The 20,847-nt window shown below is 34.9% G+C and carries 19 protein-coding genes, 1 tRNA gene and 1 pseudogene; 13 read left to right on the forward strand and 8 right to left on the reverse strand.

What is annotated here, in order from left to right:
- Positions 1 to 691 precede the first annotated feature (691 nt).
- The 9 genes and pseudogenes from MCQ_RS07060 to MCQ_RS09720 all read left to right on the forward strand — a co-directional run.
- Positions 692 to 767 (forward strand) — tRNA-Lys (locus MCQ_RS07060).
- A 599-nt stretch (positions 768 to 1,366) separates the two neighbouring features.
- Positions 1,367 to 2,236 carry a septal ring lytic transglycosylase RlpA family protein gene (locus MCQ_RS07065; RefSeq protein WP_006924452.1) on the forward strand — a complete coding sequence of 290 codons (870 nt, stop codon included), beginning with the start codon at positions 1,367 to 1,369 and terminating at the stop codon, positions 2,234 to 2,236.
- 343 nt (positions 2,237 to 2,579) lie between these two features.
- Positions 2,580 to 3,743 (forward strand): D-alanyl-D-alanine carboxypeptidase family protein, encoded by a 1,164-nt coding sequence (locus MCQ_RS07070; protein WP_006924453.1) that lies wholly within the window; start codon positions 2,580 to 2,582, stop codon positions 3,741 to 3,743.
- Positions 3,744 to 3,772: 29 nt separating this feature from the next.
- The gene (gene tmk / locus MCQ_RS07075; protein ID WP_006924454.1) at positions 3,773 to 4,408 is read left to right on the forward strand and encodes a dTMP kinase; all 636 of its coding nucleotides are present in this window, start codon (positions 3,773 to 3,775) and stop codon (positions 4,406 to 4,408) included.
- A 5-nt stretch (positions 4,409 to 4,413) separates the two neighbouring features.
- Complete coding sequence (locus MCQ_RS07080; protein ID WP_006924455.1) at positions 4,414 to 5,469, forward strand: DNA polymerase III subunit delta'; 1,056 nt, start codon at positions 4,414 to 4,416, stop codon at positions 5,467 to 5,469.
- A gap of 60 nt (positions 5,470 to 5,529) precedes the next feature.
- Positions 5,530 to 7,089, forward strand: coding sequence for a methionine--tRNA ligase (metG, locus tag MCQ_RS07085; protein ID WP_006924456.1), 1,560 nt, complete (start codon positions 5,530 to 5,532; stop codon positions 7,087 to 7,089).
- Positions 7,079 to 7,852: a TatD family hydrolase gene (locus MCQ_RS07090; protein ID WP_006924457.1), complete on the forward strand. Its 774-nt coding sequence runs from the start codon at positions 7,079 to 7,081 to the stop codon at positions 7,850 to 7,852. The genes metG and MCQ_RS07090 overlap by 11 nt, the downstream gene beginning before the upstream one ends.
- Positions 7,853 to 7,862: 10 nt before the next feature.
- Positions 7,863 to 8,678 carry an MBL fold metallo-hydrolase gene (locus MCQ_RS07095; protein ID WP_006924458.1) on the forward strand — a complete coding sequence of 272 codons (816 nt, stop codon included), beginning with the start codon at positions 7,863 to 7,865 and terminating at the stop codon, positions 8,676 to 8,678.
- Positions 8,679 to 8,755: 77 nt separating this feature from the next.
- Positions 8,756 to 9,020 (forward strand): annotated as a pseudogene (locus MCQ_RS09720) (hypothetical protein); the annotation flags it as partial.
- A 471-nt stretch (positions 9,021 to 9,491) separates the two neighbouring features.
- Here MCQ_RS09720 and MCQ_RS07105 read toward each other — a convergent pair.
- Genes MCQ_RS07105 through pcsA form a run of 3 tightly spaced genes read right to left on the reverse strand, consistent with a single transcriptional unit; the run spans position 9,492 to position 11,761 of the window.
- Positions 9,492 to 9,890, reverse strand: a complete 399-nt coding sequence (locus tag MCQ_RS07105) for a DUF6163 family protein (protein WP_006924461.1) — start codon at positions 9,888 to 9,890, stop codon at positions 9,492 to 9,494.
- The gene (locus tag MCQ_RS07110) at positions 9,887 to 10,933 is read right to left on the reverse strand and encodes an enoyl-CoA hydratase/isomerase family protein (protein ID WP_006924463.1); all 1,047 of its coding nucleotides are present in this window, start codon (positions 10,931 to 10,933) and stop codon (positions 9,887 to 9,889) included. The genes MCQ_RS07105 and MCQ_RS07110 overlap by 4 nt, the downstream gene beginning before the upstream one ends.
- A gap of 18 nt (positions 10,934 to 10,951) precedes the next feature.
- A complete protein-coding gene (gene pcsA, locus MCQ_RS07115) occupies positions 10,952 to 11,761 on the reverse strand; it encodes a phosphatidylcholine synthase (RefSeq protein WP_006924464.1) in 810 nt (269 codons plus the stop codon).
- Between the two features lie 178 nt (positions 11,762 to 11,939).
- Between pcsA and MCQ_RS07120 the strand changes: the two genes are divergently transcribed.
- The 4 genes from MCQ_RS07120 (at position 11,940) to MCQ_RS07140 (ending at position 15,431) form a co-directional block, all read left to right on the forward strand.
- Positions 11,940 to 13,157 carry a UbiH/UbiF family hydroxylase gene (locus MCQ_RS07120; RefSeq protein WP_006924465.1) on the forward strand — a complete coding sequence of 406 codons (1,218 nt, stop codon included), beginning with the start codon at positions 11,940 to 11,942 and terminating at the stop codon, positions 13,155 to 13,157.
- Between the two features lie 679 nt (positions 13,158 to 13,836).
- A complete protein-coding gene (locus tag MCQ_RS09725; RefSeq protein WP_006924466.1) occupies positions 13,837 to 14,187 on the forward strand; it encodes a hypothetical protein in 351 nt (116 codons plus the stop codon).
- Positions 14,159 to 14,485, forward strand: coding sequence for a hypothetical protein (locus MCQ_RS07135; RefSeq protein WP_006924468.1), 327 nt, complete (start codon positions 14,159 to 14,161; stop codon positions 14,483 to 14,485). Before MCQ_RS09725 ends, MCQ_RS07135 begins: the two co-directional genes overlap by 29 nt.
- Before the next feature lie 412 nt (positions 14,486 to 14,897).
- A complete protein-coding gene (locus MCQ_RS07140; RefSeq protein WP_006924469.1) occupies positions 14,898 to 15,431 on the forward strand; it encodes a superoxide dismutase family protein in 534 nt (177 codons plus the stop codon).
- Positions 15,432 to 15,933: 502 nt separating this feature from the next.
- Here the strand turns inward: MCQ_RS07140 and MCQ_RS07145 are convergent.
- The 5 genes from MCQ_RS07145 to sufC form a co-directional block, all read right to left on the reverse strand.
- Positions 15,934 to 16,881, reverse strand: coding sequence for a COG2958 family protein (locus tag MCQ_RS07145; protein ID WP_006924470.1), 948 nt, complete (start codon positions 16,879 to 16,881; stop codon positions 15,934 to 15,936).
- A gap of 259 nt (positions 16,882 to 17,140) precedes the next feature.
- Positions 17,141 to 17,542: an SUF system Fe-S cluster assembly protein gene (locus MCQ_RS07150; protein WP_006924472.1), complete on the reverse strand. Its 402-nt coding sequence runs from the start codon at positions 17,540 to 17,542 to the stop codon at positions 17,141 to 17,143.
- The gene (locus tag MCQ_RS07155) at positions 17,535 to 18,779 is read right to left on the reverse strand and encodes a cysteine desulfurase (protein ID WP_006924474.1); all 1,245 of its coding nucleotides are present in this window, start codon (positions 18,777 to 18,779) and stop codon (positions 17,535 to 17,537) included. The genes MCQ_RS07150 and MCQ_RS07155 overlap by 8 nt, the downstream gene beginning before the upstream one ends.
- Positions 18,780 to 18,787: 8 nt before the next feature.
- A complete protein-coding gene (gene sufD, locus MCQ_RS07160; RefSeq protein WP_006924475.1) occupies positions 18,788 to 20,059 on the reverse strand; it encodes a Fe-S cluster assembly protein SufD in 1,272 nt (423 codons plus the stop codon).
- Positions 20,060 to 20,070: 11 nt separating this feature from the next.
- Positions 20,071 to 20,826 (reverse strand): Fe-S cluster assembly ATPase SufC, encoded by a 756-nt coding sequence (gene sufC / locus MCQ_RS07165; protein ID WP_006924476.1) that lies wholly within the window; start codon positions 20,824 to 20,826, stop codon positions 20,071 to 20,073.
- Positions 20,827 to 20,847: the final 21 nt, after the last annotated feature.

Genomic DNA, 20,847 nt, shown 5'->3' on the forward strand with positions numbered 1-20,847 from the left:
TGCAATTTCTATCGTAAAGAAGACGATTAAAAGTTTTTTTTCCAATTTAACATGGATGATAATTCAACGCGCATTTGGAATCATTTTACATATTATTTTTGCTTCTTTATTTTCAGTAAAACTCTCTGCAGTTGAAATATGGCGAGTGCATTATCTTCATTGGTAATATTTTCAATATCATTTCAACTATGCTAGATTTTTCATTCATATCTGCTTTATTTCCCGAGATTCCACTAGATTTGCATGGTGTATTATAAAAATCATGCCACATATGGGAACGAGAGCAAAAACTTTAGAGAGGCAAAATGGATAATTATATTTCATGATATGATTCTCGGATGCTTTCTGATAAATGTGTTTTTTCTCTTTCTCTATCAGTTATATTCAAAAAATAATGCGTACTTTTGGTTTATGGCTTATTTTCTTTGGTTATTTATTTAAATTCTGTTTATCGTGCTTACATGCATTTCCGCTTTTCCCGTAATTCGAAATATTCACTCTTTCATATTTAGAAACTATGAGGCATTTTTGTGTTTAAATTTTTCCTTTTGTCCAAGCTCAAAAAGGAAAAAAAAGCAGAAAAATATTGATAACTAAAACGAAGAATATTTTTTTTTTCGAAAGGTGTTGACCAAATGAAAAGTCAACCGTATGTTCCACTGACTTTCTACAAGCAAAATGACTTGTTTGGGAGCGCGTAGCTCAGCTGGTAGAGCAACTGACTTTTAATCAGTAGGTCCAGGGTTCGAATCCCTGCGCGCTCACCACTTTTAAGTGAAATAAAATAAAGTATTGGAACCTTAAATCCTTTGATTTTATAGATTTATTTTTTACTTATCCTGAACCCTTTTGTAGCTTTTTTATTGATTCTATTACTACTCATCTTCTATCAGCTGTTTTGCTATAAATTTAGGTATTCTACTGTTCTTGATCTATCCGTAAGAGAATTTTAAGTTGCAATTAAGTGTGTCTTCTGCCTTGGTAGCATATGTTTCTACTGACTTTCTCAAGCCATGGGCTGATTCATTAAATGACAGTTTTTCTACATCATTAAAGTGATTTACTGCTTCTTATACAGAGTAACCCTACTTATTCACAGTTCACATTATGGAATTACAGTTTTGGTTAATATATTGATTTTTTTTATTTTTTATTTATTCTAACTCTTAATTAGAATAACTTTATTTTGTGGCAGCTAACAAAAAATAGTTAATAATATATTAATTTCTTGATAAAAAATAAATCTTAAGCATATCATAGCTGCGCGAGGGGAATCATCTTGAAATATGAGTTTTCCTATCGCGTACAGATTAGTGCTGCGTGTTTTTTTGCGGTAAGTACTCAATAGAAATAAGCGGGCTGACAGATGCTTTCAAACAGCGAAAAAAAATTTACTCCCATTGTTAAATCAACATTTCAATTTGTTTCCGTGTTAGCTATTTCCCAGTTATTGGTATCTTGCTGTGCAAGCCAAACACCACATACAGTTGATGCAGAGGCTGTTGTTCTGTCTAAAAAAGTTTCAAGTGGAACAAATCAATCCAAAGGAAAGAGGAGTAAGCGAGCTGTCGTCGGCAAACCTTACCAAATAAAAGGAAAATGGTATTATCCTCAACATGATCCAGATTATAAACGTATTGGAGAAGCATCATGGTATGGTTCAGATTTTCATGGGCGTTTAACAGCAAATGGTGAAATCTACGACATGAATCTCTTGACTGCCGCTCACCCCACAATGTCTTTACCCAGTTATGCTCGTGTCACTAATCTAAAAAATGGGGCTTCACTCATTGTTAGAGTGAATGATCGTGGTCCTTTTATGAAGAATAGAATCATTGATTTATCAAAAAAAGCCGCGGAAATACTTGGTTATCAAAATGCTGGTGTAACAGATGTCCAAGTGGAATATATTGCTGAAGCGCCTGTTGGTTATTATGATGCTGCTTATTTAATGGCCTCTTATATGCCAGGTAATTCGCCTTCCTATTCATTAGCATTGGCAGATATTCCGAAAAAGACAGAAAACATCCTGTTAAGGGTGAAAAATATAGGCAGCAAAGAACGGTCAGTTAAAGCTAGTGTTGAACGGAAGCAACAGAAAACTGTTTCAATAAAATTGCCAGAGATTGGTCCTGTTCTGGTTGATAAGCCGCTGTCGTTCGATCAGATAGCCTCTATAAACTCTATAAATAAGCCAAACAGAAAGACAAAGGTAAACTGGTTGCAACTGTTCTAAGAAGAATGTGCGTTCGTTTGCAGATCATCCAAAATTTCTAAATAGAAAATGGTAAAAAGGCTGGATTGTATGAGGATTCTTATTAAGAGAGTTAAGTTGCGCGTTATTTATAAAAGATAAAAACGAATTAAAAGTTTCCTCGTGCTTTCTAGGTATTTGCAACGTTAAAAATTAAGTTACACGAGAAATAAAATCGTGTATCATATGTCTTATTTTGACCTTGGGCAAAAATAAAAATCTGCGTCTGAGTTGTAATTAATTCTTAGTCTACGAAATATAAACAAATCTTTCCTTGTATAAGAGTATCTTTTATGCTGATTCTTTAGATATGGGAGAGTCGGTTATGCATACGTCATTAAGGATTTTGTTTACCTTATTTTGGATGTTGACATTGAATGGGGGAGGAAGAGCGCAAGATTTTCAAACTTCTGCATCGCAATTATTCTTATTAGATAATGACACCGAAACAATACTTTTTGAAAAGCAGAGTGATATTACTTTTCCCCCTGCTTCATTAGCAAAATTGATGACAGCTGAAGTCATATTTCATCAATTAAAACAAGGATTTTTAAGTAAAACACAAACATTCAAAGTAAGTGAAAATGCTTGGCGAAAGGGGGGAGCGCCTTCTGGTACAACCACTATGTTTGCAAAAGTGAAGTCAGAAATTAGTGTCTCTGATCTTTTGCATGGTTTAATTGTTGTCAATGGAAATGATGCTGCTATTACGCTTGCTGAAGGAATATCGGGCAGTGAATCCGATTTCGCAAAACTGATGAATCAGCGAGCCACAACAATCGGATTATCGCATAGCCATTTTGTTAATGCAACGGGACTTCCCGAAGAGGGGCAGTTTGTGACAGTACGCGATATGGTCGCATTAGCACGTCACATTGTTCATGAATATCCTGATTATTACGTGCTTTACTGTGAACCTCACTTTACTTGGAACAATATTTTTCAACGTAACAAAAATCCTCTTATTTCTAAAGGAATTGGTGTAGAAGGATTTGGTTTCGGCTACAATGAAGAAGAAGGTTTTTCTATGGTTGTTACCACCTCTAAAAATCATCGCCGTCTTTTTTTAGCAATAAATGGTTTGCAAGATGATAAAGGGTATACAAAAGAAGTAGAACGCATTCTTCAGTGGGGAATGACGGCTTTTGATCTGAAAATGATTTTCAAAAATGGAGAGACTGTTGGCCGAGCTTCTGTTTATGGTGGAGCACAAAACTTTGTTCCACTCATTGTTAAAGAACCAATAATTTTTATGCTTTCGAATGAAAAAAAAGTGAATGTTAAAGTAAAAATTAAATATCGTGGTCCATTGAAAGCTCCTATCACTTTAGGACAAAAAGTTGGTGTTATTCAAATTTTAGAAGGTAAAAGAATTCTTCTCGCAAAACCAGTTTGGGCTGGAACTGATATTCAAGAAGGCAGTTTTTTTACAAAAGTAAAAAATGCATTCTATGAAATAACAATCGGATGGTTACGCAAATATTTGTAGTGCGTGTTAATAAGGATTAAGGTTCATACGTGTCAGGCTATTTTATCACATTCGAAGGAGGGGAGGGAGTAGGAAAAACAACACAAATTTCTTTACTTGGTCAGTATCTTTGTAGCAAAGGTTATGATGTTGTTACAACACGAGAGCCAGGAGGAACGCCAGGTGCTGAGGCAATCCGCCATATTTTGTTGTCTGGTCAGGTACAGCATTATGGATCTTTGATTGAAGCGGTTTTGCTTACAGCAGCACGCATTGATCATGTTACCGAAGTCATTGTCCCTTCTTTGAAAAAAGGCAAAATTGTTTTATGTGATCGCTTTATTGATTCTACACGTGTTTATCAAGGCCTCAATGATACAATGAGTTCCTCTACTCTTTCTACTTTAGAACACATTGCACTCAATGGAATAATGCCTAATCTAACGTTTTTGTTAGATATACCAGCAATGTGTGGTATGGAGCGCGCAAATTTGCGAAGAAAAAAAACAACAATGATAGATTATTTTGAAAAAGATAATTTAGAGATACAAGAACAAAGGCGACAAGCTTTTCTTCAATTGGCAAAACAGGAACCTCATCGTTTTCGTGTGATTGATGCGACAGGTACAGTAGAAGTCATTGCACACCAAATAAAAGATATTTGTTATCAGGCAATTTTGGATTAGTTTCCATGAGTGATGTAAATTTTTTGCGCCAATATGATGATATCGATACAGTTTTATCCCCTTCACAGAATAATATGATCTTTGGGCATGAGGCTGCTCGTCATTTTTTGGCACAAATGCGTAAGGAGGAGCGTTTACATCATGCATTGTTATTTGAAGGAGAGCACGGAATTGGAAAGGCCACATTGGCATTTCACCTTGCTTGGAATATTCTAAGCTCTCAAAAAGGTGATTTCCTGCAACCGGAACATAATTCTATCATATGGCGCCAAATGACGCAGAGAAGTCATCCTGGTCTTTTGCACGTTTCACGTCGCTTGGATATAAAAACGCAAAAGTTCAAAACAGGTATACTCATTGATGATATCCGCGATGTTATGCATTTTTTAAATCAAACATCGCAAGATAATGGGTGGCGCATTGTTATCATTGATCCTGCGGATGACATGAATAAAAGCGCAGCCAATGCAGTTCTCAAAACACTTGAAGAACCTCCTGAGAAGACGTTATTCATTATTATCACACACTCTTCAGGAAAATTACTCCCAACAATTCGCTCACGGTGCCAACAGATCTCTTTACGACCATTGTGTGATGATGAGATGAAAAAAGTTATTACACATGTTTTTTCCAATCAGAATTTACCTGATAAAGAAATTGTTGAGATGATTGTTCAAAAATCTAAAGGAAATCCTCGAAAAGCAGCTTTGCTTCTTTTCCACGGCGGACTTGAAATTATTAAAACCATTAATATTCTCTTAGAGCAATCTGTTTGCAATTTGGCTGTTGTACACACTTTTGCACAAACAGTTTCGTCTCTTTCTTCAGGGATTCAATTTCAACAATTTTGTGATGAAATTCTTGATAAGATTGAAAAAAGAGCTATCATGCTCGTTGAAAGGGGAGATTTGGCTCTTTCAAAAAAATGTGCGCAGGCCTGGCAGGAAATTCATCAAGAAGTAGAGGAAATACAATCATTCAATCTTGATAAAAAGCAATTCATTATTAATCTGCTTTTTAGAGTTCATAAGATCATTCGTGAGACTGAGCTTTTTCCGTGACAATGTGATTAACAGACGTTATGTCATTGTATCTTTTATTGTATTTACAACGAGTCTGACATGCGTGATACATACTACATAACAACTCCAATTTTTTATCCTAATGGCACTCCACATATTGGGCATGCCTATAGTGCAATTGCAAGCGATGTGTTGGCCCGTTTTCAACGATTAAACGGGAAAAATGTATTTTTTCTCTCTGGTACAGATGAACACGGTTTAAAGATGCAACAAACAGCAGCAGCATTAGGCATAACGCCTAAACAGCTTGCAGACCGCAACAGCGCAGCATTTCAAAAAATGCTTGCAGTATTAAATTGCTCGAATGACGATTTTATCCGTACAACAGAAGAGCGCCATTATCAAGCTTGTCAAGAAATTTGGAAAAAGATGGAAGCAAATGGTGATATTTATCTTAGCCGTTATACGGGTTGGTATTCGGTTCGTCAGGAAGCTTATTATGAAGAAAAAGATACTGTAGTTGGAGAAGATAATATCCGTCGCGAAAAGGAACTAGGCTCTCCAGTTGAATGGAACGAAGAAGAAAGTTATTTTTTTAGACTTTCCCGTTATGAAAAAGCTCTTCTTGAATATTATGAAAAGCATCCCAGTTTTATTGCTCCACTTGAACGACGTAACGAAATTATAAGTTTTGTCAAATCAGGTTTAAAAGATATTTCTATTTCACGAACGAATTTTGATTGGGGAGTTCCTGTTCCAAGCAATCCAAAGCACGTGATGTACGTCTGGGTTGATGCGCTCACAAATTATCTTTCAGCAATTGGTTTTTTTAATGAAAATTCAAAAAAACGTGATTTTTGGCCTGCGAATGTTCATATCATTGGTAAAGATATTACCCGGTTTCATGCAATCTATTGGCCAGCATTTTTAATGTCTGCTGGAATAGAGCTGCCTCAATATATTTTTGCTCATGGTTTTTTACTCAATCGCGGGGCAAAAATGTCAAAATCCATTGGAAATGTCGTTGATCCTTTTGAAATAGTCGATCAGTATGGTCTTGATCAGGTACGTTATTTCCTTCTTCGTGAAGTTCCATTTGGACAGGATGGTAGTTATAGCCATGATAGTTTTGTGAATCGCGTTAATGCGGATCTTGCTAATGATCTTGGTAATTTAGCACAACGCTCTTTGTCTATGATTGCAAAAAATTGCGATGCAAAAGTTCCTATACCAGCTGCATTTTTAGTTCAAGATGAACAGCTTTTAACACAATCTCTTCAAGCACTTGAGATTATACGCCAAGCTATGTCTTCTCATGGGATGCATTTAGCACTTTCAGCTATTTTTTCAGTCGTAGCAGATGCTAATCGTTATTTTGCCAGCGAACAACCTTGGAGTTTACGGAAAAATAATCCAGAAAGATTTTCTACAGTTCTTTACATAACTGTAGAAATTTTGCGGCGAATAGGAATTATGCTTTTGCCTTTCATACCACAATCAGCTGCCAAGCTCCTTGATAGTCTTGCAATCGCTGAAGACAACCGATTATTATGTCATATTACCAATTCAAAAATTCAAGAAGGTCTTGATCTTCCACCACCAGAGCCAATCTTTCCCCGTTATATCTTGAAGAAAGACGATATTCATCATGTTGATTGATACACATTGTCATCTTGATTTTGAAGATTTTGCGCAAGATTTGGATGATGTTATCCAACGGGCTTTAGACGCTAATGTGAAACGCATGATAACGATTTCAACACATGTTCGTAAATTGGATAAGCTTTTAGCAATTACACAAGCTTATGATCAAGTATTTTGTTCCGTTGGCACACATCCAAATAATGCCCAAGAAGAACAAAACATTACAGCTGAAAGCCTTATCAAGCTATCGAAGAATCCTAAAATTGTTGCGTTTGGAGAAGCTGGTCTTGATTATCATTATGATTATTCTTCACCAAAAGAGCAAAAGAAAGTTTTTCAAGAACATATTATCGCTTCTCGAGAAACACAGCTTCCTCTTATTATACATTCCCGCAATGCTGATGAAGATATGGAAAAAATATTACGCGAACAGATAAAAGAAGGAGCTTTTCCATTTGTACTTCACTGTTATTCGTCTGGAATGCGACTTGCTCGTGCTGGGCTTGAAATGGGTGGTTATATTTCTTTTTCAGGTATTCTTACTTTCAAAAATGCACTTGTAATCCGTGAAATAGCAAAAATTGTGCCTCATAAGCATTTATTGGTTGAAACGGATGCACCATTTTTAGCACCTGTTCCTCATCGAGGAAAAACAAATGAGCCATCTTTTGTGCGCTATACAGCTGCTATTTTAGCTGAAACAATTGACTTAAGCATTGAAGAAACAGCTCAGATAACAACGCAAAATGCTTTTCGTTTATTTGGAAAAATGAAATAAGGTAAAAGTCATGTTTGATCGTTACCGATTTACAATATTAGGCTGTGGTTCCTCTCCAGGAGTTCCACGCCCTAATGGTGATTGGGGAGCTTGTGATCCCAATAACCCGAAAAATAAACGCTATAGAAGTTCTTTATTAGTCGAACGTATTCATGCATCAGGAAAAAAAACAACAATTGTCATTGATACTGGTCCAGATTTTCGATCACAAATGATTGATGCACACGTGAATCATCTTGATGCTGCACTTTATACGCATTTTCACGCGGATCATATTCACGGTATTGATGATTTACGCAGCTATGCACTTGCACAAGAATGTTTGATAGATATTTATGCAGATGCATTTACACTAGAGCATTTGAAAAATGCTTTCGGTTATTGTTTTCAAAAGCCCAAAAATTCATCTTATTCACCCATTTTAAAAGCGCATACTATCAATGAAGATAGCCAATTTATAATTCAGGGGCAGGGAGGCGTAATAACTGTCAATACGCATTTACAATTTCACGGGACTATCCATTCTTTAGGTTTCCGTATTGGCAATGTTGCTTATTGTACAGATGTTAGTAAATTTCCCGAGAAAACCTTACAAAAATTGATGAATTTGGATGTTTTGATTATTGAAGCTCTTCAGTTTAAATCTCATCCAAGTCATCTTTCCGTTGATCAAGCATTACAATGGATAAAATATTTAAAGCCAAAACAAGCTATACTCACACATATGGATAGGTCACTTGATTACAATGAGATTGTAAATTATGTCCCATCATATGTTAAACCTGCACACCAAGGGCTTGTTTTTGAAACAAATGCACAAGTCTAAAAATTAAATATTTTCTGTTAATTAAAACATTCTTTAAAGTTTCAACTTTATTTTTACCTTTATGTTTTAAATAGACGATATGTATTTCTGTTTTAGCGGTTTCTTTGTCGGCATGTGGGGGGCGTTTAGAAAAGGATATTTTCAGCTATAACATTAAACGATGGACCAATGAGTTGCGCTAATATTTAGGGGGAATTTCTCGCGAACAAGTGTCAGATTAACAACACAATTATAGAGCGTTCTAAAGCAAGAAGTAAAAATGCAAATTTAAAAGTAGTGGGTATTATATTTACGCCAGCATTATTTTTTCTCGATGTCAAGTCAAGTGAAAGTAATGAAATTTAATATTTAATTGACGTTGCAAATTACCACAGTATTTTTTACATATATTTATTAAAAACTTTTTACTTTAAGTAATATTACTTAAATTTATTAAAAAAATCATTAAAAAAAGAGATATACTTTTTCTTATCTTATTTTTGACATAATTGTGTTTTAAAGGTGAACTTAAAGGCATAAATATGATTAATGCGTCTAAATCGTGATTGTAGACTTTTATTTTTTTCTACATCGTATTATCGCATAATATATATTATGGAACTTTTTATGGATAGATGGATAGAAAGGATATATATATACAATGTTAATAGCATCATTTTGGGGAGCGATAGCGTCATTACTATGGATAGTGTACTCAAAAGCGACGAGTACTTGGGATTTATGGTGGGTGCCTTTTTCTTAAAAAAATATTTAAATGGGATCGGGCTAAATAATTCTGGCCCGAAAGCCCTAAAAAATTAGTAATCTTTAATGTTAATTGTATCGACTTAAAAAAATCTTTGTAATTTGCAGTATTATAAAAGCTACGAATAATATTCCATGAAATAACGGCATAAACGGCTGATATATAAAATCAAAACAATAAAATGCTAGTATTTCGGTCAATGCTGCAATGCACCATAAAACAATTCCCCACAGTGAATACATCCAGAGTCCGATTAATGCGATAGGATAAATAATAGCTAATGTAGTTGACAAAAATTGCCACTGCCATGGCATAAGATCAAAACGCCACAGAACTCCTGGAAATACACCGATAAGACGCATCCAATAAAAAACACCTAAACCTAAGCAAATAAGTGCCAAAAATCGCAAATAACAGCTGTAAATTAAACTGATTTTTGATTTTTTTTTTCGAGGATCGTGTATCAAAATAATAATTCCCGTTCAACAGGTTGGAAGTAAGAATCTATCATTTCATCTGTTACATTTTGCAGTTTATCTGGCTGCCATTTAGGTGTTTTATCCTTATCAATTAACATTGCACGTACACCTTCACGGAAATTATGTGAATTAATCATATGATGTGCAATACGGTTTTCAATTTTCATACAATCTTCCAAAGTCTGAGATGGATTTTGTTTCATTTGTTTCCAGATAACTCTTAAACTTGTCGGAGAGTGTGATTGCAAAATATCATAACATTCTTTAGCAAACAAAATTCCTTCATTACTCTTTTTATAAAGAAGTTCCATACATTCTTCTAACGTATATGTACCAAAACAAGCACTGATAACACAGCGTATTTTATGACTTGTCTCATAGTCTCTTATGGTTGCTCGCTCATTTAAAGCTGATATAGGGCTTCCCTGCTCAATAATAGCTTTTCTAACATACTCTAATTCTGCTTCAGGAACTGCATGAGTTGCTAATCCTAAATTCAAACAATCTCCCCATTTTATGCGTGCGCCAGTCAACGCAAGATAAACGCCAAAATAATCAGGAAGAGGAGGCAGAAAAAAGCTTGCACCAACATCTGAAAAAAATCCAATAGAAGCTTCTGGCATAGCAAAGAGTGTGTTTTCTGTAACAATCCGGTATGAACCGTGTATAGAAATTCCCACCCCTCCTCCCATACAAATACCATTCAAGAAAGAAACATAAGGTTTTGGGAAACGTCTAATATCAACATTTAAACGGTATTGATCGCTAAAATATTGATAAGAAGAAGCTGTTTTTCCCATATGGTAGATTTCTATAACATCACCACCTGCACAGAAAGCACGTCCCTCTCCTTCAATTAAGACGCAAGAAATATCATCATCTGTTTCCCAACTACTCAAAGCTTTTTTAAAAGCAAAAACCATTCGCTGATTAAGGGCATTTAATGCTGATGGACGTGTAAGTTTTATAATACCAGCACGCCCTTCTTTTGTAAAAGAAATATCATCACCTGCTCCAAAATCAATTTGCATCTCATCCCCTTTAAATACTTATCTTATTGTTTTTTTTGCACCCAACTTCGGAAACAATTGCATGATAGCACCAATACAATAGATATAAATCCCTGTTACTGAAATTCCTATCTTAACCCAATATGGAGCATTCAGTTTGTAAAAGAATGCAGCAACACCAAAGAAGCACCATAAGAGAAAAATTGGAAAATTAAGCCTTCGCAAACGAATGACTCTTACTGGATGGATAAAGTAAATTGGTAAAAAAGATATGATTGCCGATAATGCAATAATGGTAAAAGCGACCCACTCCCCTGGTCTTACTACAAAAAGTACGAAAACCATCATGTTCCAAACTACAGGAAATCCTTTAAAGAAGTTTTCTTTAGTTTTCATGCCAGTATCTGCATAATAAATAGCCGATGAAATGACAATGATAGCACTTAATACAAATGATAATCCTGAACCCATAAAACCGCTTTGATAAAGCGCAAAAGCTGGAATTAAAACATAAGTCACGTAATCAATGATATTATCTAAGAGTTCTCCAGACCATGTTGGAAGTACATATTTAACATCAAGTTTGCGCGCAATTGGCCCATCGATACCATCAACGAAAAGTGCAAGTCCGAGCCAACAAAACATAGCAGTCCATTCCTTTTGAGAAGCCGATATAAGAGAAAGAAATGCTAAAAATGAACCAGAAGCTGTTAGCAAATGAACAGAAAAAGCCTTTGCTTGTGGCATTGTTACTTTTTTATGGCGCAATAGATCAGCATTCGTTTTAATTCTTTTTGTTAATTTGCGTTTCAAGGTTTTCTTATCCTCGTTTCTAAAATTTTCAACCATCTATTAACACGCCATTTTTTCCCATAGTACGATTCAGTGTAAAAAAGCATAAAAACGTTACTTTTTTATACCGCATTATTTATTACATAATATAATAGAAGGACTTTATACAATAAAAAGAGATTATTCATTTAGAAACATTAAAATATTTGATAAATGGTGAAAGGCTTAAGTTGTTGTGACATTTGAAAGAAACGAGCATAAAGATATTGCTGTCATTGGTGCAGGTCCAATTGGTATGTTAGCAGCACTGAGTCTTGCGCGTAAGGGATACTCTGTTTTTCTTATTGGTCCTCCTTTCCATGCAGATGAATTACGAACAACTGCTCTTATGATGCCAGCGATCCGTATGCTTCAAAAACTTAATATTTGGAATATTCTTAAACGTCATGCAGCAGCTTTATCTTTTATTAGAATCATAGATATAACCTCTAGGATTGTGCATGCTCCTACTGTGAATTTTTCTTCCACTGAAATTGGTGAAGAGGCTTTTGGTTATAACATACCGAATGTAGAGTTAAATAACGCTTTAGATGATAGCGTTACGCATACGCCTAATGTCATCAGATTTTTTTCTTCGGCAAAATCTTTTGATTACCAAAGAAATCATATACGCGTTACTCTTGAAGATGATAGAGTTATTGAAGCATCGCTTGTTGTAGCAGCTGATGGACGTCACTCTCTAACACGAACGGCAGCGGGTATAGGTGTTAAACAATGGAATTATCCGCAAACAGCACTCGTTCTCAATTTTTCTCATGAGTTTCCCCATCAGAATACATCGACTGAGTTTCATACAGAAAATGGTCCATTTACACAAGTCCCACTACCAGGATACAGATCCAGTCTTGTATGGGCTGTTAAGCCTTCTCGTGCTGAAGAATTATTAAATTTAGAATCAAAAGCAATTGCAAAAGTGATTGAAGACCAGATGCAGTCAATGCTTGGAAAGCTGACATTAGAAACACCAATTCAAGCATGGCCGCTTTCAGGACTTATTTCTCATCGTTTTGCTGCCAATCGAACAATTTTGGTAGGTGAAGCAGCTCATGTTTTCCCTCCTATTGGAGCGCAAGGATTGAATCTAGGGTTTCGTGATGTTCAATCTTTGATCAATATTTTACCCAACCAAATATCTGATTTTAACTCTCAGATGATCGTTACACATTATAACCGATGCCGAAAACCTGATATATTGATCCGGAGTGGATCTGTTCATACCCTAAACTCCGCTTTGCTTTCTCATATGTTGCCAGTTCATATCATACGAAGTGTGGGGCTTGGGTTATTACGGAATTGTTCACCATTGCGTCATTTATTTATGCAAGAAGGAATGTATCCTGGATACGGATTAAAAAAAATTATGCCAATATTTCCAACTAAACTGCCGAGATAACTGCATTGATATTATAAGCACTATTCTAGCTTAGGAACTAAATATGTTATGCTGGGTAATGTATGTTTTTTGTAAATTAGTGCAGTGCTTGATCAAGAAAAAATGAAAATTTTATGTTTCTTTCATGTGACCTATCAAGACACTGATCAATAGAATTATATTAAAGGGGGATTGTTCTAAAAAATCTTTTTCACAAACTGTGCTGTAGAAAGCTTTTGAAAAAACAAGTATGGAAAGTCGGATTTGTATACCAGAAAAATAGTAATTTTTTGTATCTATATTCATTTTCATCAAGAAAAACAAGGATCATGAACAAAGCTAGCTCCTATATAAGAGGGGGCGTCAGCGGTGGTAAAATCTTTTGATAAACAGCATCATAAATCACATAAGAACACAAAAAAATGTATCATAATACACACCTTTATATCACTCACTCGAAGATATGAATTCTATAGAACTACATGTTTGAAGAAGCCAAGAAGAAATATCGGACTGTTAAGAACAGATGCTCACATCACTTTTACTCAAAAGAGAATAAAGAAGAAAAAACGTCTTTAGTTAATGAACGTAATTTTTAAAAGTTTTCGTCATTAAATATAACATTGAAAATAAAATATTTCTTGGAACCTGTTTGTAATAAAAAGGTTAATAAAGCATCGTTTTAATAGATGGTGATAAGATGAGATTAAGTAAAAATGTAAAATCAATTATTTTTTTTATGATGATTCTATGTATCTTGTCTCTTGTCACAGTTTCAATAAGTAAGGTTTTCCATGTCCCTTATTGTCATTCCCCTATCTATGTTTCCACCCAAGATATTGCTAAACCAGGACAAAATTCATTTACTACGTCACAAATTAAAAACTGTCTCATGCAAAATGGTTTTAGGAATATTAAACGATTGCGTTTAGATGACAAAGGTATTTGGCGCGCTTTAGTAGAATTTGAAAAATGCCATTTTCTCATATCAGTCGATTATTCTGGAGCAGTTAGTATTCAAAATGAAAGAAGAAAACATGATTGTTTTTAAAACTGATAGCAATGTTAATCCTAATAATTTTGAAAAAAAAAATTTAAAAAAGATCTGTCATTTTATTAAAGAACCGGCTTTTATTGGAAGTCTAAATGGGAGTGTATCAGGAGCAATCGCCACAATTCTTGCAACTTATGGTTATATTTCTCTTCCAGGATTTGGTCCAATTATCGCAATGGGGATAGGCCTAGCACTTTTCGCTGGAACGATAATTGGTGCGATAATAGGATCAATAATAGGTATTTTTTTTGGCACATTTAGTGTCTTTATGGGAGACTTATATACATCACGATAGTTGTTTTTCTTATAAATTTCGTAATGAGGAGATAGTTTGCATCATTTGTTTTCCTCACCCACAAACAGGAAAATTTTATAAAAATAAAGATAATCAACAAGTCATATTTTCTAATTTTTGATAAAGTTCGCGTCTTATTATGGGAAGCACTAGCTAAGTTAGCAAATTTCCTCCCTTATTTCTTACTCCACCTTTTTTAAAAAGCATCTCTTGAAGAAATGTAAGTAAACTATAACTATTGTATCTATAAAAGCTGCATTGTTTGATAGAGAGAAGAAATCATTCTAGATATGCTTAAAAATGTATAAAAAAGAGGCATTTTGAGCTTATGAAGTTTTTTAGTCTCTTTCCTCTAAGAAAAATGTTCCAATTAAAATAAAGTATTATTTATAAAATTATAAAAAGGTGCTATATGAATAAAAATTACTTTGCCATCTTAGCGCCACTAGTGTTTTTAAATTTTATTTCCACAATATTAGCATCCTCGTTACAAGTAAAAATTTATAAGTTAGAAGAAAACAATACAAAAAAAAATATTGGTATCATTGAAATTGGAGAAAATACATACGGTTTGATTTTTACGCCAAGTTTGTTTAGCTTATCGAAAGGTTTGCATGGTTTTCATGTGCACGAAAATCCTTCATGTGATACGAATGATGGTGTAATTGGTGGTGCTGCAGGTAGACACTATGATCCCGATCATACCAACAAACATCTTGGACCTTATAATATTAATGGTCATCTTGGTGACCTACCAGCACTTTATGTTGATAAGCAAGGGCGAGCAACGATGAGCGTCATCGCTCCACGTCTAAAGAAACTTTCTGAAATCGAAGGTCGTTCGTTGATAATCCATGAAGGAGGAGATAATCAATCAGATAGCCCATTACCGCACGGTGGAGGTGGCGCACGTTTAGCATGTGGTATTATAAAAAAACAATTCTAATTGTTACGATTGTTGTCTAATTTATCCATAGGGCTTCATAATAATTGTTTTTTCGGAGAGTTTAAAAGTTTTTTAATCCATTTCAAAAGTAATTTAAATCTTGATAACATTTTCGTAAAAGGCATTCAAAAAGAACCCTTCCCTTTCTGAGATGTCTTTCCTATGTAATAGATGTGCAAGTACTGTTATCCTCTGTTTAAACATTTTTCCATTCTTTATTATTTTTCGCAATCCCTCTGTCATAAAAAGATTGGCTAGCATGAGTTTTAATCACTCTTCTCGTCCTGCCAAAATATATCTAATGGTGCAAAAAAGCTTCTCTCTTTTGATGCAGTAGTAATCTGTGCTATATAACCACTTTATAATAAATAATAATTCTTAAGTATAATATCTCAATAATATTTTACAAATACTAAAATAATTATTTTAAATAATCCTGAATAATAAAGATAAATAATGATAATAAAACATTTGAAATAATAGATTTCCTTAAAAATAAATATTATAGACACAAGTGATCCCAATCAGACGGATGAATCTCGCCAGTTTGATAGAATTGACGAACGCTTTTAATATAATGAAGAAAGTCTTTGTTTTCCTCTACCAACCTATTAGCAGTATCCCAATCAATTTCACTACGCTCTTTAGCAGGAATCATAATCTGACTTTCGAAACAGTTTTCCCTATCAAGTCTTATAAATCCGATTCCATGTAAGCTTGAAAGCATCCGGAGCTCTTTTAACGTATCAACGCCTTCAATTTCACTAGCGACTAAATAACTAAAATTAGCCCATGAGGAATTGCTAACCGTTTGGAAAAATACTTGCCGTAAATTTGAACGATTTATGAAATTTTTCACCTCAAAAGACCATAGTTTTGTCTTTTTATCAAAATATTGCACAACACAGTCTTTGATTTCAAGATGCCATTCGTTACTCAAATCTTGCATTCCTACAAGATCTGGATAAAGCCATTTATTTGCGCCAGCACCGTTCTTATTACGAGAACGTTTTTCATCAATACGTTTGCTATAAACTTCAAGCTCTGACCATAAAAACCTAGATAAAAACGGATAAAGATCACGCTCTTTAACAGAATAATTACCTATCCTAGATGCTGGAGAAATCGCATTATTTTCTACTTCATTAATTTCAGCACTATCGGTTAATCGTGTAAAATAATATTGCCGCGGTCGTCCTTCCGTAGTTTTAATTTCTGGATGGCGTTGTTGCAGTTTAGGACGCTTAGATCCTATTTCAGCAACAATTTGCTGAATAAGAGCCGCATCCGTATTCAGAGGAGTAACTCGCGCGGTTGAATGCATTTGCTTTTTACGGCATGCTTCTGGGTAATTTTTGAATATCCATTGAGCAATTTCTCGAGCTGTAAATTTCTTTGTCGAGTTTTGCTTTAAAAAACTAAAAATAGTGTTTGTTAAATCCAGAGTCATTCGTAAAATTATCCATTTTCGTCCTCTATTCTATTTATTCCATTCCATTTAGATTTTACAAGAGAAGAAAAAATAAACAGTTTAAGCTTTTTTAAGAAGAGATTTTCAAAGACCTTCCAATAAAACATGGAGTTTAGGTTTTGGGTGTTTCTGTTTTTCAATCCAAGTGAGTTCTATTTTTTGTATATTATAACTCCTATGGCCATTCTTAAATCCAATTGCTTATGAAAAGCAAAGAAGTCATTCACGCGCAGTACTTTTAGTACCATCCAACAGCAATTTGCGCTTCTTCTGACATACAATCAGGTGTCCATGGTGGATCAAAAGTCATAGTAACTTCAACGTGTAAAACACCTTCGACTGCACTTACCGCATTTTCTACCCACCCCGGCATTTCACCGGCAACAGGACATCCCGGTGCCGTAAGCGTCATTTCGATTTTTACTGAGCGATCATCTTCAATATCAATACGATAAATCAATCCTAGCTCATAAATATCAGCAGGAATTTCCGGATCATAAACTGTTTTGAGAGCAGCAATAATATCATTCGTCATACGATCAATTTCGTCTTCTGGAATCGCTGATATGTAAGATTTTTCATTTTCACTTACAATTTTAACAGGTTCTGTAGAATGATGCTCTTTAATTGATTTAGCCATTAAAAAATGTCCTTGCTTTTTCTAATGCTTCCACTAACTGATCAATGTCTTCATGATTACTATACATGGCTAATGATGCACGACAAGCAGATGTTAAACCAAAATGTTGTAATAAAGGTTGTGCACAATGCGTTCCTGCCCGTATAGCAACGCCTTGCCGATCAATAAACATAGCGACATCGTGTGCGTGAATGCCTCTCATTTCAAAAGCTATAATAGCACCTTTATGAGGAGAACAGCCATAGATACGCAATGATTTAACCGTTTCAAGCCTTTTATGCGCATAAGTTAAAAGTGCATTTTCATGTGCATGAATAGCATTTCTATCTTTTTTCTGCATATAATCAATAGCAGCCGCCAATCCAACAGCTTCAACTATGGGAGGAGTTCCTGCTTCAAAGCGATAAGGGGGCGCATTATAAGAAACTTTATCGATCGTTACATCCTCAATCATTTCTCCTCCCCCTTGAAAAGGACGCATTTCTTCTAGCCTATATTGTTTACCATAAAGAACACCAATACCTGTTGGTCCATAAAGCTTATGCCCCGTAAATACATACCAGTCACAATCAAGGTCTTGCACATCAACTGTTAAATGGACAGCGCCTTGAGAACCATCAACAAGAACAGGAATAGCATTTTGATGGGCTAATTTAACAATCTCTTTAATAGGAGGTACAGTTCCCAATACATTAGACATATGCGTCATAGCAACAAGCTTTGTTCTATCATTTAAAGCCTTTTTAAAATCTTCAATATGTAAAATACCATTCTCATCAACTGGCACGAAAACGAGTTTAACGTTTTTCTGTTCACGAATAAAATGCCAAGGAATAATATTTGAGTGATGCTCCATAATGGTGAGAACAATTTCATCACCTTTATTCAATTTAGACATTGCCCAACCATAAGCAACGGTATTAATAGCTTCTGTTGCACTTTTCGTAAAAACAATTTCCTGTGCTGTTTGAGCATTTAAAAAAGAACGAACTTTTTCGCGAGCATCTTCATAAGATTGTGTAGCCGCATTCGATAAAAAATGCATTCCTCGATGCACATTTGCATAACGAAACTGATAAAAATTATCCATCGCATCAAGCACAGATTGTGGTTTTTGAGCAGAGGCACTACTATCAAGATAAGCTAACCGTTTACCATAAACATTATATTGTAAAATAGGAAAATCACGGCGAATTTCTTCTACATTATAACTTAATGTTGATACGTCATTTTCCATTTTTTTCCTTAAACATTTTTTTCTAACCATTTGCCAATGATACTTTTCAAAACAGTTTGAATATTATCTTGTTTGATGTCTTCAATAAGCTCGAAGACAAATCCTTTAATCAAAAGTGCACGAGCAGTTTTAAAAGGGATACCACGCGCCATGAGATAAAAAAGATGGTCATGATTAATATTGGCAACTGTCGCACCATGCCCACAGGCAACATCATCAGCAAAAATTTCTAGTTCAGGTTTTGCATTAAATTCCGCATCATCTGAAAGAATAAGACTATTACAGGCCATGCGAGCATCTGTTTTTTGTGCTTTCTGAGCAACACGTATTATTCCTTGAAATACACCGACTGCTTTATCTGTGACCACATTGCGTATAATTTCGGTTGAGGTCGATTTTTCTTCAACGTGATGAACACTCATCGTAAGATCGCTATGCGTTTGTCCAGAGAGCAAATTTATGACCCGTAATTGAAAATCAGCCTCTTCGCCCTGTAATTCAACATCAATTTCCTGACGATTAAGTTGACTGCCTATATTAATCACATAAAGTGACAATTTAGCACTTTGGCCAAGAACAGCACGAAACTGACTAAATTGTTTAGAATCAAAACCACGATCTCGAATAAGAATCCATGTAACATCACTATAAGCCGCAATATGTAATGAAAATATCGAACTTACAAAGGTATCTTTATTATTGCCAATCTGATGTTCAACAAATAAAGCTTGACTATTATTATCAATTTTTATGTCTGAAAAAGTATGAGATTGTCCCCCCATTTGAATATTTTGCAATTCAATAGGCGCATTTAATTTTGTATTTTCAGGAATATGAAAAATCCAGCCATCGGTAACAAAAGCTGTATTTAATTGTCCAATAAAATCTTCAATAGCAGTAATTTCGCTGATTACCTTGGCACAATTTTTTTCCAGTACATCTGCAAGACGTTTGGTCCTAATACCTGGTATTCTCGATTGTGTAAGCGTTTTGCCGTTTTCAATGGAAAATACCTGACTTTCCGAGAATAATGGGGCAACTAATTTCTTATCACCTACTTCTGAAAAATCACTAACAGATTTCAGTAATGTGCGCAGATTAGTATAGTGCCAACTTTCGATTTTACGCGAAGGAAGTCGTGTAGTTTGAAATAATTCAATAGCTTTTTTGCGGATTTCCTGTACGGAGCTATCGCCAGGTAAATTGCTCATATATTGATTGAAATTATTGAGTATATCCTCTTCAACCGCTAACAGTTCTTTCTGTGCGTTCACATTCATATTCAATGACCTCAAGCCGCTTCACGGATAATATCAGCATATCCATTTTTTTCTAAATAAAGCGCTAATGATTTATCTCCGCTTTTAATAATACGCCCTTTATAAAGAACATGTACCGTATCAGGAACAATATAGTTAAGCAGGCGTTGGTAATGCGTAATAACAAGAAATGAACGCTTTAAATTGCGGAGTTTATTAACACCATCTGCAACAATTTTGAGCGCATCAATATCTAAACCAGAGTCTGTTTCATCTAAAATGCAAAGCTTGGGTTCGAGAAGCGCCATTTGCAAAATTTCAGCTCGTTTTTTTTCTCCACCTGAAAAACCTACATTTAATGGACGTTTTAGCATGTCCATATCTATTTCAAGTTTGGAAGAAATTTCTCTAACATATTTTATAAATTCAGGAATTTTAAGTTCCTCATCACCACGCGCTTTTCGTTGAGAATTCATCGCAACTTTTAAAAATTCCATGGTTGCTACTCCAGGTATTTCCATTGGATATTGAAATGCAAGAAAAACACCACATGTGGCACGCTCTGCAGGATCCATTTCTAAAAGTGACTGCCCATCATAAAGAATATCGCCTTCTATTACCTCATAATCATCACGACCAGCGAGCAAATAAGATAAGGTAGATTTTCCAGCGCCATTTTGTCCCATAATAGCAGCAACTTCACCATCTTGAACCGTCAAATTTAAACCGCGAATGATTTCTGTATCTGTCCCAACAATACGGGCACGTAAATTTTTTATCTCTAACATAATTTAATCCTGTTCTGGCTA

It is taken from the genome of Candidatus Bartonella washoeensis Sb944nv (assembly GCF_000278135.1).
Classification (GTDB): domain Bacteria; phylum Pseudomonadota; class Alphaproteobacteria; order Rhizobiales; family Rhizobiaceae; genus Bartonella; species Bartonella washoeensis.